This window comes from Heyndrickxia sporothermodurans (assembly GCF_003055045.1).
GTDB classification, from domain to species: domain Bacteria; phylum Bacillota; class Bacilli; order Bacillales; family Bacillaceae_C; genus Heyndrickxia; species Heyndrickxia sporothermodurans.
Map to the genome: position 1 here is coordinate 104,515 of NZ_NAZB01000011.1, position 16,662 is coordinate 121,176.

The following is a 16,662-nucleotide window of genomic DNA, read 5'->3' on the forward strand; positions in this document are numbered from 1 at the left end:
ACCTAGTTTCCAATGCGATGAAAATAAATTTGAGTTGATATTTCATCTATTTGCTTGTTCTCTATTTCCTGTAGTAAAAATAGATATTTCTCAAAATCTTTTTCCTTCAATTTTTCATATTTCTTCACTTCAATGTTTTTTTCTTGTAATTTTTGTTCATACCAATTCATTTGATTTCTTGCATTAATGACAAGATCCTGATAGTGTTTGATAGATTTTTCTAAGTTCGTAATAAAACGTTGATGATGTCTAATTTCTTGAATAGATAGTCCGGTTTCTAATTTTGATGTTTGAAAGTCTAGTAAATCTTCTTTTTTCTTTAATAATTGATATAACTCTTCCGCTACATTTTCAAACCGTTTGACAGATTTTTGATAAGTTGAAAGGGCTTCATCCTTTTCCCTTTCTTTTAGGGATAATATTTTTTCGAATTTATATTGATATTTCATTGGTTATCCTCTATTCCGCAAGGTTGATAATTGCTTCGATGCTTTCTTCCATCGTAATTTTTTCATTCGTTTTTTGCTTTAAAAATGAAATAATTTCCGGATATCTTTCAATTGCTTCATCAATTTCTTTAGATGCACCTCGTTTATAAGCACCTATATTAATTAAGTCTTCCGAATTAATATAGGTGCTTAAATATTCCCTAACTTTTTCAGCGGCATTTTTATGCGAATCTGTAGCTAAATGATTCATTAAACGGCTAATACTTTTTAAAATATTAATCGCAGGAAATTGTCCTTTATTTGCTAAATTTCGATCAAGTACAAAATGGCCATCTAAAATTCCTCGAACGGTATCGGCAATCGGCTCATTCATATCATCACCATCAACTAATACCGTATAAAAACCTGTTATCGTTCCTTTTTCGTTAGTCCCCGTACGCTCCAATAATTTCGGTAAGATTGCAAAAACAGATGGGGTATATCCTTTTGTCGCCGGTGGTTCACCTACTGCAAGCCCGACTTCCCTTTGTGCCATTGCCACACGTGTAACAGAATCCATCATAAACATGACGTTTAACCCTTTATCACGAAAATACTCTGCAATCGCAGTAGCTGTAAATGCACCTTTTATACGCATAAGTGCGGGTTGATCTGATGTGGCTGCAATAACGACTGATCTGCTGAGTCCTTCAGGTCCTAGATCTCTCTCAATAAACTCCCTGACTTCACGACCACGTTCTCCTATCAATGCAATAACATTAATATCTGCTTTCGTATTGCGAGCAATCATGCCGAGCAGTGTGCTCTTTCCTACCCCACTACCGGCAAAAATACCGATTCTTTGTCCTTTTCCAACCGTTAATAGGCTATCGATAGCTCGTACACCTACTTCAATCCCCTCAGATATTGGCGGCCTTTTTAAAGGATTTGGCGGGCTTTGTTCAGTTGGAACAGACTTCATTCCCTTCGGTAATACTGAACCATCCATTGGATTCCCTAAAGAGTCGATTACTCTACCCTTTAAAGCTGAACCGACTTTTATTTCTAACGGCTTTGAAGTCGTTTCTACTAGACTGCCCGGGGCAATTTCTTGTATATCTGAATAAGGCATTAAAATAACAAATTCATCTTTAAATCCAACAACTTCCGCTTGGATTTTCCGAGTTTGTTTTTTTCCATTCAAATGAATCCAACATACATCGCCGATAGAGCTTTCCGGACCTAATGATTCAATCATTAATCCGACAACACGTTTTACTTTTCCGTAACGCTTATATGTTTCGATATCTGGTATTAACGAAACTAGATCGATTGCTTTCATGAGTGAACACCCTCAATAATTTCCATAAGTTTCAGCTTTAACTCAGAAAGTTGACTGTCAATACTTGCATCAATTTTTCCGTGGCTCGTTTCTATCAGGCATTGATATTCATTCAATTGATCATCGGAATAGAGATAACATTGCTGATTATTTGGTAATAATGCGTCTAATTCTTCTTTACTTTGAATGACTAAACTAAATTGATTCGGATGAATATAAATTTGTATATCCTTATTTTCCCTTGCTTCCTTTATTACTTGTTTCACAAGAGAAACAAATGATGAAGGATGTTCCTTTAAAGTTTCTTGCAATATTTTTTCTGCTGCTTTCATGCCAAGGTCTAAAATGACTTTCTCAGAGGATTCAATATGTCTCGCAAATTCTTGTCGCATCTCATCGGTAATGCGATTTGCTGTTTCAATTAAATGATTATATTGATCAAACCCCTGCTTTTGGCCTTCTTGAAAACCTTGTTGGAACCCTTCTGATTTAGCTTCTTCAACTAATCTCGCTCTTTCCTCTATCCATTCATTTCGTTCCAACTCGACTTTTTTTCTCATTTCTTCGGCATCTTGTTCAGCCGCTAGTAAGACTTCTTTTGCTTGTTTTTGGAAATGGTTTAAAATTTTCTTCTTTTCAATTTCCAAGTGTCCTTCTGCTTCTATTTCTCCTAGTGAATCAAATTGTGATATGTCTTTAATACCAATTACTTTTCCTACTCTATTTTCATTGACTGATGTACGTGACTTAATGATTCTAGACAATAATGTCGTCCCCTCCACCACGAGCAATGATTATTTCACCAGCATCTTCTAATCTTCTAATGATTGAAACGATTCTCGATTGTGCTTCTTCTACATCTTTTAAGCGGATTGGTCCCATATATTCCATTTCTTCTTTAAATGTTTCTACCATTCTCGTTGACATATTCCTATAAACAACATCTTTCACTTCATCACTTGAAACTTTTAAGGCCAATAACAAGTCCTCATTCTCACATTCTCTAATAACACGTTGTATAGATCGATTATCCAATGTAACGATATCTTCAAATACGAACATTCTCTTTTTAATTTCTTCAGCTAGCTCCGGGTCTTGGATTTCGAGCGCATCCAAAATGGTTTTTTCTGTTGCTCGGTCTACACCATTCAACACTTCAACGACTGATTCGATTCCACCAGTTTGCGTGTAATCTTGTGTAACAGTTGCTGATAATTTCTGCTCCAAGATGGTTTCAACCTCACTAATAATTTCCGGAGAAGTTCGATCCATTAATGCAATCCGTCTCGCAATATCCGCCTGAACATCCTGTGGTAATTCAGATAGAATTTGCCCGGATTTTTCAGGTTCCAAATAGGATAGAATAAGAGCAATAGTTTGCGGATGTTCGTTCTGAATAAAATTTAGTACTTGTCCAGCATCCGCTCGCCTTGCAAAATCAAATGGTCGTACCTGTAAGGATGAAGTTAACCGATTAATAATTGTTTCCGCTTGTTCTGCTCCCAATGCTTTTTCAAGCACTGTTTTTGCATATCCAATTCCACCCTGTGAAATATAATCTTGCGCTAAAGCTAGATGATGGAATTCATCAAAGATGTCTTCCTTTGTGTGAGATTCAACCTTCTTTACTCCCGAAATTTCCAGAGTTAATTTTTCAATCTCTTCTTCAGATAAATGCTTATATACTGATGCAGAGACATCTGGACCAAGTGATATGAGAAGGATAGCGGCTTTTTGTTTTCCAGTTAAACCTTTTTCTCTACTCGCCATTTTTATCCCCCTTTAATCCTCTGAAATCCAAGTTCTTAATAATTTTGCAAACTCATCTGGTTTTTCTTTCGCCATTTTTTCCAATTGTTTCTTTCTTAATGAGCTTTCTGTTTCATGTTCCTCATTAACATCTGCGATTCGAACAGGTTCAGGTTGCTCAAGTAAATCTTCATCATCTTCTTCAGTAGCTGCCTTCTTTTTAGATCGCAGCATGAAAATAATTAACACGATTATTACTAATAAAAGTAATCCACCAATGAGATACACCCACCACGGAATTTTCGACTTATTACTAGCAGTTTCTTTCATTTTTCCATCAAAAGGTTGGACCGAAACAGCAATTTTATTTTCAAGATCCTGGTCACTAATATTTGCAGCTTCCTTTTTATCAATCGATGTTCTAATGATCGTGGATAATATTTTCGATACGTCATCCTTTGTACTTTGAGGCAATGAGTTCGGATTTTTCGGATCAGGTGGTTCAAGCATTACTTGAATTCCAAGATCTCTTATTTTATAAGGACTTTCTGCGACTTGTTTATGAATTTTATTCACTTCATAATTGACGGAGTCCTGTACTTTTTCATAATCTCCATTAGAGTCACTACCAGATACATAACTACTTCCTAGGGAATCAGCCGGGTCTGAACCTTGAGGAACTCCACCTGCCGATGCACCTTTTCCTGAATACGTTTCAGTAATTTTCTGGGCGCTAATTTCAAGACCCTTCATATTATCTTTATCAACTGGCGCGACTAAGTTTTCCTCACGATTTTCTTGAGTAAAGTCGATGTCGGCAGTTACGGATGCTACAACTTTGTCATAACCGATCATTGTTCCTAGCATCGTTTGAACTTGCCTTTGAATATCACGCTCAATTTGATGTTTTATATCCATTTGTTGAGTAAATGTATTTCCCGTACTATTATCATTATTTAAATCAAAATACTCAAAATTTTGATTCATAATGACGATATTATCATTAGATAGGTTAGGGACACTTTTCGATACCAAGTTATATAGGGACTTTATTTGTGATTGATTAAATTCATAACCAGGTTTCGTCGTTAATACAATTGATGCGGATGCTTCGGCATTTTTATCATTTACAAATATTTCTTTCTTAGGCATATTAATCATTACCTTGGCATCTTCAACACCATCAATTTCCTTAATTAAGTTAGATAATTCTGTTTGCATAGCTTCCAATTTAACTACATCGAATTCATTATCAGTCATGCCAAAACCGGCATTTTGACTAAAGAAAGAATAATCAATACTTCCAGATTTCGGGATTCCCTCTGAAGCTAATTCAATTTTTAACGAATCAACATTTTCTTCAGGTACTTTAATCGTTTTTCCGCCATCAGCAACCTCGGATTGAATCCCTTTTGAATCAAGGCTTTCTTTGATTGAACCTGCTTCCGATGGGGTTAGATTGCTATATAGGGGTACCATAGTCGTTCTAGTAGTAAAAAATGTAATAATTGCAATTAAAAATATAACTAGCAAAATGGAGGAGATACCTACGATCTTTTGTTTTTTCGATAAATTATTCCAAAAGTCTTTCATCTTGACTGAATAGTTTTTTAATTTCTCATTCATTAACTATCCTCCAATATCAAACAAAAAAAGAATAAATATAAAATATATTATTAGTACTAGCAAGCTATTAAACTTGCATTCTCATTGTTTCTTGATAAGCTTCAACTACTTTATTTCTAATTTCTAATGCCGCTTGTAAAGTAATACTAGCTTTTTGAGCAGTAATCATTACTTGATGTAAATCAACATTTTCACCATTAGCCATTTTTTTTGTTAAAATATCTGAATCAATTTGTGATTGGTTCACATCTTCAATTGATTTTTTTAGAAAATCGGAAAATTTGACTTGTGATTGTGTATTCGGCGATTGGATATTTTTTTGTTCCAACGGTCGTAAAATATTAGTAGCAACCGAATTAATATTTTGTATAGCCATTAGTACTCCTCCTGTTATTTACCTATTTCCAAAGCTTTCATCATCATCGATTTGGACGCATTTAGAACAGTTACGTTTGCCTCATATGATCGGGTAGCACTCATTAAATCCACCATTTCCCTCAGTGGATCAACATTTGGTAAGCTAACGTAACCATCTTGATTGGCATCAGGGTTTTCTGGATCATAAACCATTTTTGAAGGTGTATTATCTTCGACTATTTTATTTACTTTAACCCCACCAATGCCATTTTGATTATTTAGAGCTGTTTGAAAATAACTTGTAAAAGAATTAGATTTCGGCTCAAGTACGACCATTTTACGTTTATATGGTTCCCATACTCCATTTACTAATTTTCCTCTTGTTGTATCGACGTTCGCCATATTAGAGGAAATAACATCCATCCTTAATCGTTGTGCAGTTAGAGCGGAGGAAGTAATCCCCATACCATTAAACATAGACATAATTATTTCCCACCTCTAATTACTGTCTGTAATGTTGAAAATTTTCCACTAATACGATTAGATAACGCATCATAGTATATTTGGTTTGTTGCAAGATCTGACATCTCTTTATCAATGTCCACACCATTTCCATTTTCGTTATACTCAATATTTTGTTGTGTAGATATAACCGAATCATTTGTCGTATTTTGAAATTCAAAATGCCTTGAATCCGTTCGTATTGCTTCAAATGGTTGATTCAACTGTTTCGCTAGCATCTGTTTAAAACTAACGTCTTTCGGTTTATAATTTGGAGTATCAACATTTGCAATATTATTAGCAATAACTTTTTGCTTTAATGAGGAATAATCTAATGCACGTTCTAATGTATTGAATGTATTGGAAAATAAATCCAATTTGTGACACCTCTTACTTTTCTTTGACATTTTTTGATTTTATATGACATTCTTTTTACAAACTAATATTATTTTAAAGTTAAATATTCAGCCTGTCCATGCTATGAATAAAAATTACATTAAATTTTCTTTTGTTTTATTAAAAATAGGACTTTTGGCATATGCCCATTTCTCTACATGTCATGTCATTATTTACTTTTCTAATTTTAGCAACTTTTAATTCTATTAACTACTGTGATTTATTGGGATTTTTATTAAATTTATTTTTTAGGTCTTTATTACTAGTCCATTTTCACAAATATCTGAAATTAACCGTTTAGAATATTATATAAACATAATAAAACCACCAATGATTAACTCATTGGTGGTTTTTGATTGTCGAAACTCGACGAAAACTTAATTTGATTTTAATTTTTCAAGTTCAACAAGGAATTTATCATTTAAAACTTTAATATACGTACCTTTCATACCAAGAGATCTTGATTCAATTACTCCGGCACTTTCTAATTTACGAAGCGCATTGACGATTACTGATCGTGTAATACCTACTCTGTCAGCAATTTTTGAAGCTACTAATAAACCTTCTTTGCCATTTAACTCTTCAAAAATATGTTCAATTGCTTCTAATTCACTATATGATAACGAACTAATTGCCATTTGAACAACCGCTTTGCTTCTAGCTTCAACTTCAATTTCTTCAGATTTTTCACGTAGAATTTCCATTCCAACTACCGTTGCACCATATTCAGCTAGAATTAAATCATCATCCTGGAATTTCTCTTGAAGACGAGCAAGAATTAAAGTACCTAATCTTTCTCCTCCACCGATAATTGGAACTACTGTTGTTAATCCATTTTGGAAAATTTCTTTATTTTCTACCGGAAATGCTGTATATTCACTATTTACATCTAAGTTTGGTGATGTTTCATTTATGCTGAAAAGACTATTTGTATATTCTTCAGGGAATTGACGATCTTCTAACATTTTTGTCATACGTTCGTTTTCAACTTGTTGATTAATCGCAAATCCTAATAGCTTTCCGCGACGGCTAACAACATAAACATTTGCCTCGATTACTTCACTTAATGTTTGTGACATTTCATTAAAATTAACTGGCTTCCCAGCAGCTTTTTGTAACATTGCATTAATTTTTCTTGTTTTGTCTAATAAATTCATTTTTCTTCCTCCTAGTGGATTCATTACTTCATTTTTTTATTTCATTTTTTTGAACTAATAAGGATTCTTTCCTTGCTATGTTAATCCCAGCTGTTGATTTTTCGCTTCAGGTGCCGGCTTTTTCTCTCCAATCAACTCAGCGGCAAAATCAATATTGTCCTTTAACATAGCTATTTCATTAAAGAATAAACTGACTTAAATCTTTGTTTTGCGAAATTACTCCGAGTTTTTCATTTACATATTGGGGTGTGATGTTAATTTTTTCTAATGTTATATCTGGTGCTTCAAATGATAAATCTTCAAGAAGTTTTTCTAAAATTGTGTGTAATCGTCTTGCCCCAATGTTATCTGTATTTTGGTTAACTTCATATGCAATTTCGGCAATTCTAACAATAGCATCGTCAGAAAATTCAATTTGTATACCTTCTGTTTCCAATAATGCACAATATTGTTTTATTAATGCATTATCCGGCTCAACTAAGATTTTCACAAAGTCGTCAACAGTGAGTTTTCCAAGTTCTACACGGATAGGAAATCGCCCTTGCAATTCAGGAATCAATTCAGATGGTTTCGCCATATGAAAAGCACCCGCAGCAATAAATAAAATATGATCTGTTTTTACAGAACCGTATTTTGTAACAACGGTAGAGCCTTCGACAATCGGCAAAATATCTCTTTGTACTCCTTCACGTGATACATCAGCTGAAGAATTACTATTTTTACCGACAATTTTATCAATCTCATCTATAAAAATAATACCCATTTGTTCTGCACGAAAAACAGCTTCTTGTGTTACTTCATCCATATCGATTAATTTTTGTGCTTCATCGTTTGTTAAGATTTTTCGAGCTTCTTTAACAATCACTTTTCTTTTCTTCTTTTTCTTAGGAATTAAATTGCTAAACGCATCTTGCATATTCATTCCCATTTGTTCCATTCCAGATCCTTGGAGCATATCAAACATAGAAGGTTGCTGCTCTTCGATTTCTACCGTAACCAATTCATTTTCAAGTTCACCGTTGGCTAGTCTTTCCTCTATGTTTTTTCGGTATTCTTTCATTGGAACATCTTCAGAAGAATCCTCTTCTACATCATTCGATTGATCATTTCCACCAAAAATCATTTCAAAAGGATTTTTATAATTTGATGATTTCTTTTTTGATGGCATAAGCAATTCAACTAATCGACGATTCGCATACTCTTCTGCTCTCTCTTTTACTTGAATTACTTTTTCTTCTTTTACTAAACGGACTGCTGTTTCAACCAAATCTCTTACCATTGATTCAACATCACGGCCAACGTAGCCGACTTCCGTAAACTTGGTAGCTTCTATTTTTATAAAAGGGGCACCTACCAACCGCGCCATTCTTCTGGCTATCTCTGTTTTTCCTACTCCTGTAGGACCAATCATCAATATGTTTTTCGGAATGATTTCATCGCGAAATCTTTCATCTAACAGGCTCCGGCGATACCTATTACGCAATGCTACTGCTACTGCTCTTTTGGCATCTTTTTGCCCGACAATATATTGATCTAATCGATCGACAATTTGTCTAGGGGTTAAACTCATTGCTTTATTCATATTGTTTGCCATATCAATTCACTCCTTAAATTCAGTTTAAATAAATTTCTTAGTGATTCGAGAAATGACATAACTTATTAGAGTTCTTCCACAATAATATTAGTGTTCGTATACACACATATGTCCGCCGCAATATCCAGTGATGCCTTCGCAATTTCTTTTGCACTTAGCATTTCTCCTGCATGTTGTTTAAGCGCCCTCCCAGCCGATAAAGCATAATTTCCTCCGGAGCCTATAGCAAGAATTCCGTCATCTGGTTCAATTACTTCACCTGTGCCAGAAATTAACAGCATCTGACTTTCATCCATTACGATTAACATTGCTTCAAGTTTGCGTAAAATTTTATCGCTTCGCCATTGCTTCGCAAGTTCTACTGCTGCTCTTGTTAAATTACCGTTAAACTCTTGTAGTTTTCCCTCGAACATTTCAGATAAGGTAAACGCATCTGCTACGGAACCTGCAAAACCCGCTAACACTTTCCCGTTAAAAAGCCTTCTTACTTTCTTTGCAGTATGTTTCATTACTACCGCATTTCCAAAGGTAACTTGACCATCACCTGCCATTGCTGCTTTACCTTTATGCTGAATAGCAAAAATAGTTGTTGCATGGAAATCTCCCATATGAACACCTCCGAATAATTAATGCAAATTAATTATTAGTTATTATGATTGGACTTCACATATTCCATTGACATATTAAAAAGAAACTATTCATTAAAACTGATTTAAGCTCTTGGATGATGAGATAAATACGTTTTACGTAATTGTTCTTTCGTCACATGTGTATATATTTGAGTTGATGATAAATTTTCATGTCCAAGAAGTTCTTGTACCGTCCTTAAATCTGCACCATTATTTAGTAGATGTGTAGCAAATGTATGTCTTAGCATATGTGGATGCATTTTTCCAGTAAGTGCAGCTTTGCTGATCAAATTATTCAATATATGACGAATTCCTCTAGTTGTTAACGGAGTTCCTCGAAAATTGACAAAAAGATATTCGTGATCGGTCTTATTCATAAGTAAAGGTCTAGCATTCTTTATGTAATTGTTTAATGCCTCACTAGCAAATGTCCCAAATAATACAATTCGTTCTTTTCTCCCTTTACCTTTAACATGAATCGTCTCAAAGTCAAAATCAATATCACTTAGTTTAATATTTGCACATTCACTTACACGAATACCCGTGGAATATAATACTTCAAGAAGTGACAAATTTCGAAAATCTAAGGTTGAATTTCCTTGGCAAACTTCAAAAAGCTTTTCCATTTCCTCTTCATAAAAGAATTTCGGAATCTTTAGATGCTTTTTTGATTGGGATATTAACGTAAACGGATTTTCCTTTACCGTCTTTTCTCTCATCAAAAATTTAAAAAAGCTTCGTAAGCTAGAGATTTTCCGAGCTAAACTTGTTCTGCTATATTCCTTTTCATAAAGTTTTGTTAAATACAACCTGGCGTCAAAATATTCAACATCTTCAAGTTTTGATATACCTTGTTCAGCCATGAACATAAAAAAGTTTTCAATGTCTTGTCGATAAAATTTCACAGTGTATTCAGAGTAGTTTCGTTCTACCTGAATATACTCAATAAAAGCATATAGATTCGTTTTTAAATTCTCATCCATACTAACACCTCATAAGGGCTACTAAATATTATCACACTTTAGTAGCCCTTGCAATCAATGTTACAAACTTTTCACAAAGTTTCGAATTATTCACTAAACCAGATTATTTAAATTCGACAAATTTTTTGTTTATCCCCTAAAGCATTTTACAACACTCGTTCGAAGAAATAAAGTATTTGCAATTTTTTTAGTTAATCTATTATCTTAAATTTTTTCTTATTAGAACAAAAAGAGTGAGTTTCGTTAACTCACCCACATTGTTGTTTCTTTTTTACTCCACTGTCTTTTCTTTGTAATCACAATTTGTACATTGTACTTGAACGCCTTTTTTTAATTTCTTTTCAACTAGAAGTTGCTCGCATTTCGGACATTTTCTTTCGATCGGCTTATCCCAAGATAAGAAATCACATTCAGGATAACGATCACATCCATAAAAGATTCTTTTCTTTTTACTTTTTCTTTCAATTATATTTCCTTCATTACATTTAGGACATTTGACACCAATTTCCTTGACGATCGGTTTTGTATTTCTACAATCGGGAAAATTACTGCATGCCATGAATTTTCCATAGCGGCCCATTTTGAAAACCATTGGATTTCCACATAATTCACAATCTTCTCCGGCTTCCTCATCCTTTATTTCAACTTTTTCCATTTCTGATTCGGCCTTTACTAGATTTTCATAAAAACCTTTATAAAAATCATCAATGATTTTTATCCACTCGATTTTCCCTTCTTCAATTTCATCAAGATTATGTTCCATTTTTGCTGTAAATTCAACATCTAATATTTCTGGGAAAAATTCCATTATAAGTTCTAAAACAATTTCGCCAAGTTCAGTCGGAATGAATCTTTTATTCTCTAGAGCGACATATCCTCTTTTTTGAATTGTATCCAATGTAGGAGCATATGTAGACGGTCGGCCAATTCCGAGTTCCTCAAGTGTTTTTACTAAACGTGCCTCCGTATATCTAGGAGGTGGCTGTGTGAAGTGCTGTTTCGGATCAACCACGTCTGATTTAACGATATCTCCTGTTTCCATTTGAGGAAGAAATTTATCCTTTTCTTCAGATTGATCGTCTGTTCCTTCAACATACACTTTCATAAAACCTGGAAATTTCAATTTCGATCCATTTGCTCTAAAAACAATCTCTCCATTATTTAGATCGACACTCATCGTATCCATAACCGCTTGTGCCATTTGACTAGCAACAAAACGCTCCCAAATTAATTTATATAACCTTAACTGATCTCGGCTTAAAAACGCTTTAAGCGTGCTCGGTTCTCTCATCGTACTTGTCGGACGAATAGCTTCATGGGCATCTTGAGTATTGGAGGATTTCTTTTCCTTCCTTTGCTCTCCGCGGATATATTCTTTTCCATATTGCTGTTGAATAAAATTTGCCGCTTCTTCTTGTGCAACCTCTGATATACGAGTTGAGTCTGTTCGCATATAAGTAATGAGACCGACCGTTCCTTCTTTTCCTAAATCGATTCCTTCATAAAGCTGCTGTGCTAACATCATTGTCTTTTTCGCTCTGAAGTTTAACTTTCTAGCCGCTTCTTGTTGAAGTGAAGAAGTGGTAAATGGAGGAGCTGGATTGCGTTTTCTCTCTTTTTTGGATACGGAAGTAATTTCGAAATCCTTCCCCTTAATTTGCGAAAGAATGGACTTAACTTCCTCCTCCGATTTTAGTTCTACTTTTTTTCCATTTTTACCGTAAAAGGAACCTTGGAATGTTTCCTTTCCTTTTTTAAAATCTGCAACGATCGTCCAATATTCTTCAGGTGTGAAATTCTTAATTTCATTTTCACGGTCAATGATCAAGCGGACAGCTACGGATTGTACACGGCCTGCACTCAATCCCTTTTTTACTTTCTTCCACAATAAAGGACTTATGTTATATCCGACTAATCGATCCAAAATCCGTCTTGCTTGTTGAGCATCAACGAGGTCGGTATTTATCGGGCGAGGATGTTTAAACGATTCTTTAATGGCATCTTTTGTAATTTCGTTAAAAACAACCCGACAATTAGAATGGATATCTACATCTAGGCTATGTGCCAAATGCCACGCAATTGCTTCCCCTTCACGATCAGGGTCAGCTGCCAAGTATACTTTTTTAGCTTTTTTTGCGGCTGTCTTCAATTCCTTTAAAATCGGTCCTTTTCCTCGAATTGTTATATATTTCGGTTCAAAGTTATGTTCAGTGTCGACACCCATTTGACTTCTTGGTAGATCCCTAATATGTCCCATAGATGCCTTAACTTTATATTTTTTTCCTAAATATCGTTCAATAGTCTTTGCCTTTGCAGGTGATTCCACTATTACTAAGTACTCTGACATTAAGAAGCCTCCCAGAGGTTTTCATTATTTTTCTAGTTATATACTTTTTCGATATTTCTGATACATAAAATCAAGTGTTCATATTAACCTTGATTTTTTTATTTGTCAATAAAGAGTGGAAGTTCAAAACTAGAAATCGTTTTCATTATAAGTTTTTTATTGCTAGTATCTGTTGGAAACAGTATAACAGATATTCCAAAATTGCAACCTTTTTCACTTAAATAGATGATTTTTTTATCATTTCGTTCCAAATTGCTTAGTTGTTTTCCTTTAGAAACGTTAGATAAATCTAGATATATGAAAAAAATCTGAGAAAATTACAGCATAAAATTATTGCCTAAATTAATATTATTTATTGAACAGTATACATAAATAGTTAACTCTGCCTAAAGATTGAGTTCATTAATAATATCTTCACTATTTAATACCAACTTTGCACCCTGTTGTATTAACATATTTGTTCCTTTTGAAAGTGGATCAAACATATTACCCGGAATAGCAAATACCTCTCTACCTTCCTGTAACGCATATTCCGCAGTAATTAATGACCCACTTCTTTCCTCCGCTTGAATAATCAATGTTCCAACCGATAATCCATTAATTATTCGATTTCTCATTGGAAAATGCCATTTTTGCGGCTTCACTTGTGGAGGATACTCCGAAATAAGAAGGTGCTCTTTTTTCATATTCTCTGCTAATTGTTTATTTTCCTGCGGATATACATGAAAAAAACCATTTCCTAAAACACCAATTGTTTTTCCACCAAATTGAATAGTTACTTGATGTGCTATTGTATCTACCCCTTTTGCTAAACCACTTGTTATGATCATCCGTTTATTTAATAAACTTGGCAGCAACTCTTCTATCACTTTTCTGGCATATCCATTTCCTTTTCGCGAACCGACAATGGCAAGTGAGGGCTCGTTAAGAAGAGTGGCATTACCCATTGTGTATAGAACGATAGGTGGATTGTAAATTTGTTTTAATCTAAATGGGTATGTTTTATCAAATATAGTTATTGGATGGATATTATGATTCGTGAGGGTCGCTATAATTTTGTCGGGATTTAAATGTTGAAGATCATAATAAAACTTGGAGAAAAGTTCGGGTGGAAGTTGCGTGAGATTTTTTAATGTGGAATCTGAAAAGCGATATATATTTTTTAAACTAGGGTCCGATTTTAGTATAGATATCATTCCTTTTGATCCTATTCCCCTGCAATAATGAAGATGTATCAATCTTTTCTTATACTCTTCCATATAATCCTCCTTTAAATGTTAGTAAAATAGTCCCTCTTAATAGAGGGACTATTAATTATGACTTTATCTTAATGTGTTTTACACTTTTCGTAAAGTCCTCTTTCTTTAAGTACTTCAATTAATGTTTCACCCATTACTGATGGTGTTGCTGCCACTTTAATTCCGCACTCATTCATGACACGGATTTTTTCTTCAGCTGTACCTTTTCCACCGGAAATAATCGCACCGGCATGTCCCATGCGTTTTCCTGGAGGTGCTGTTACACCGCCGATGAATCCTACAACCGGTTTCGTCATATTGGCTTTCACCCAGTTAGCAGCTTCTTCTTCTGCAGTACCACCGATTTCACCAATCATAATAACAGCTTCAGTTTCTGGATCTTCATTGAATGCTTTTAGCACGTCAATAAAGTCAGTTCCATTAACAGGATCTCCACCGATACCTACAGCAGTAGTTTGTCCAATACCTGCTTGTGATAATTGATGAACTGCTTCATAAGTTAATGTACCAGAACGTGATACGACACCAACATGCCCTTTTGTATGAATGTATCCAGGCATAATACCGATTTTACATTCTTCCGGAGTGATAACCCCAGGACAGTTAGGACCAACTAAACGAGTCTTTTTACCTTCCATATAGCGTTTAACTTTTACCATATCCAATACAGGAATATGTTCAGTGATACAAATTGCTAAGTCTAATTCTGCATCAACAGCTTCCATAATTGCATCCGCAGCAAAAGGAGCTGGAACATAAATAACGGAAGCATTTGCACCAGTAGCTTTAACCGCTTCTGAGACGGTATTAAATACCGGTACACCTTCAACTTCTGTTCCGCCTTTACCTGGAGATGTACCACCAACGATTTTTGTACCGTATTCTAGCATTTGTTTTGTATGGAAAAGAGCTGTTTTCCCAGTAATACCTTGAACGATTACTTTTGTATCTTTATTAACAAAAACGCTCATTATATTCCCCTGCCTTTCTTATTATCTTGTTGTGCCTACTAATTCAACAATTTTTTGTGCACCGTCTGCCATAGATTCAGCTGCTACAATATTTAATCCGGATTCGTTTAGAATTTTCTTACCTAAATCAACATTCGTTCCTTCTAAACGAACAACTAAAGGCAATTCTAAACCAACTTGTTTCGTTGCTTCTACGACACCTTCAGCAATAATGTCGCACTTCATAATTCCACCAAAGATATTTACGAAGATACCTTTAACATTTTCATCAGATAAGATGATTTTAAATGCTTCAGTAACTTTCTCAGCAGTTGCACCGCCCCCAACATCCAAGAAGTTAGCCGGATCGCCGCCATAATGTTTAATAATGTCCATTGTAGCCATTGCAAGACCTGCGCCGTTTACCATACAACCGATTTTTCCGTCCAATGCAATGTAGCTTAAATCATATTTAGAAGCTTCAATTTCTTTTGGATCTTCTTCTTCAAGGTCGCGATATTCTAACACGTCTTTTTGACGATATAGTGCATTAGAATCAAAGTTTAATTTAGCATCTAATGCCATTACATTACCATCACCTGTTACTACAAGTGGGTTAATTTCGGCAATTGAACAATCTTTTTCAACAAAAGCAGTATATAATCCCATCATGAATTTAACTGCTTTATTTACAAGATTAGCTGGAATGTTAATATTGAATGCAATTCGACGTGCTTGGAATGCAGTCAAACCAACAACCGGATCAATTGTTTCTCTGAAGATTTTTTCAGGTGTCTTTTCAGCAACCTCTTCAATTTCTGTACCGCCTTCTTCAGATGCCATTAATACAACACGTGAAGTAGCGCGATCTAAAACAAGACCTACATAATATTCTTTTTGAATATCACAACCTTCTTCAATAAGAAGGCGCTTTACTTCTTTTCCTTCTGGACCAGTTTGGTGTGTTACCAATGTTTTTCCTAAGATTTCGTTTGCATATGTACGTACTTCATCCAAATTCTTAGCAACTTTAACACCACCGGCTTTACCACGACCACCAGCATGAATTTGTGCTTTAACGACACATACAGTAGTACCTAATTCCTTTGCTGCTTCCACTGCTTCTTCAACTGTGAATGCAACTTTACCATTTGGTACCGCTACCCCGTATTTTCTGAGGATTTCTTTACCTTGATACTCATGGATATTCATTTTCCATCCTCCTATCAAACTCTACAAAAAATAAACTGCGATTCCATTGTATAAAATGGATTAAAATATGTCTAGCTTTCTGACGAAATTAGAATTGTTTATAACGTTATTTTATCTATTTTTTACTAATTA

The 16,662-nt window shown here is 34.6% G+C and carries 16 protein-coding genes; all 16 read right to left on the reverse strand.

Annotated features, from left to right (window positions below):
* Window positions 1-2: 2 nt before the first annotated feature.
* Entirely contained in the window at window positions 3-449 is a 447-nt protein-coding gene (gene fliJ, locus B5V89_RS04360) for a flagellar export protein FliJ (protein ID WP_066233045.1), read from the reverse strand.
* A 10-nt stretch (window positions 450-459) separates the two neighbouring features.
* Complete coding sequence (fliI, locus tag B5V89_RS04365; protein WP_066233042.1) at window positions 460-1,770, reverse strand: flagellar protein export ATPase FliI; 1,311 nt, start codon at window positions 1,768-1,770, stop codon at window positions 460-462.
* Entirely contained in the window at window positions 1,767-2,534 is a 768-nt protein-coding gene (gene fliH, locus B5V89_RS04370) for a flagellar assembly protein FliH (protein WP_066233039.1), read from the reverse strand. The genes fliI and fliH overlap by 4 nt, the downstream gene beginning before the upstream one ends.
* Window positions 2,527-3,540 (reverse strand): flagellar motor switch protein FliG, encoded by a 1,014-nt coding sequence (gene fliG, locus B5V89_RS04375; protein WP_066233034.1) that lies wholly within the window; start codon window positions 3,538-3,540, stop codon window positions 2,527-2,529. Before fliG ends, fliH begins: the two co-directional genes overlap by 8 nt.
* A gap of 12 nt (window positions 3,541-3,552) precedes the next feature.
* Window positions 3,553-5,145, reverse strand: a complete 1,593-nt coding sequence (fliF, locus tag B5V89_RS04380) for a flagellar basal-body MS-ring/collar protein FliF (RefSeq protein WP_107921074.1) — start codon at window positions 5,143-5,145, stop codon at window positions 3,553-3,555.
* A 67-nt stretch (window positions 5,146-5,212) separates the two neighbouring features.
* Window positions 5,213-5,521, reverse strand: a complete 309-nt coding sequence (gene fliE / locus B5V89_RS04385) for a flagellar hook-basal body complex protein FliE (RefSeq protein ID WP_107921073.1) — start codon at window positions 5,519-5,521, stop codon at window positions 5,213-5,215.
* A gap of 14 nt (window positions 5,522-5,535) precedes the next feature.
* Entirely contained in the window at window positions 5,536-5,985 is a 450-nt protein-coding gene (gene flgC / locus B5V89_RS04390; protein WP_066233028.1) for a flagellar basal body rod protein FlgC, read from the reverse strand.
* Window positions 5,986-5,987: 2 nt separating this feature from the next.
* Window positions 5,988-6,380, reverse strand: a complete 393-nt coding sequence (flgB, locus tag B5V89_RS04395; RefSeq protein WP_066233026.1) for a flagellar basal body rod protein FlgB — start codon at window positions 6,378-6,380, stop codon at window positions 5,988-5,990.
* Between the two features lie 396 nt (window positions 6,381-6,776).
* On the reverse strand, window positions 6,777-7,556 hold the full coding sequence (gene codY / locus B5V89_RS04400; RefSeq protein ID WP_107920826.1) for a GTP-sensing pleiotropic transcriptional regulator CodY: 780 nt from the start codon (window positions 7,554-7,556) through the stop codon (window positions 6,777-6,779).
* A 178-nt stretch (window positions 7,557-7,734) separates the two neighbouring features.
* Window positions 7,735-9,138 (reverse strand): ATP-dependent protease ATPase subunit HslU, encoded by a 1,404-nt coding sequence (gene hslU, locus B5V89_RS04405; protein ID WP_108070731.1) that lies wholly within the window; start codon window positions 9,136-9,138, stop codon window positions 7,735-7,737.
* Between the two features lie 77 nt (window positions 9,139-9,215).
* Window positions 9,216-9,758, reverse strand: a complete 543-nt coding sequence (gene hslV / locus B5V89_RS04410; RefSeq protein WP_066230314.1) for an ATP-dependent protease subunit HslV — start codon at window positions 9,756-9,758, stop codon at window positions 9,216-9,218.
* 104 nt (window positions 9,759-9,862) lie between these two features.
* Window positions 9,863-10,762, reverse strand: a complete 900-nt coding sequence (xerC, locus tag B5V89_RS04415) for a tyrosine recombinase XerC (protein WP_066230311.1) — start codon at window positions 10,760-10,762, stop codon at window positions 9,863-9,865.
* Window positions 10,763-11,033: 271 nt separating this feature from the next.
* The gene (gene topA, locus B5V89_RS04420; RefSeq protein ID WP_108070651.1) at window positions 11,034-13,109 is read right to left on the reverse strand and encodes a type I DNA topoisomerase; all 2,076 of its coding nucleotides are present in this window, start codon (window positions 13,107-13,109) and stop codon (window positions 11,034-11,036) included.
* Between the two features lie 386 nt (window positions 13,110-13,495).
* Window positions 13,496-14,368, reverse strand: coding sequence for a DNA-processing protein DprA (gene dprA, locus B5V89_RS04425; RefSeq protein ID WP_066230304.1), 873 nt, complete (start codon window positions 14,366-14,368; stop codon window positions 13,496-13,498).
* Between the two features lie 68 nt (window positions 14,369-14,436).
* Window positions 14,437-15,339 (reverse strand): succinate--CoA ligase subunit alpha, encoded by a 903-nt coding sequence (gene sucD / locus B5V89_RS04430; RefSeq protein WP_066230301.1) that lies wholly within the window; start codon window positions 15,337-15,339, stop codon window positions 14,437-14,439.
* 21 nt (window positions 15,340-15,360) lie between these two features.
* Entirely contained in the window at window positions 15,361-16,530 is a 1,170-nt protein-coding gene (gene sucC / locus B5V89_RS04435) for an ADP-forming succinate--CoA ligase subunit beta (RefSeq protein ID WP_108070653.1), read from the reverse strand.
* Window positions 16,531-16,662 lie beyond the last annotated feature (132 nt).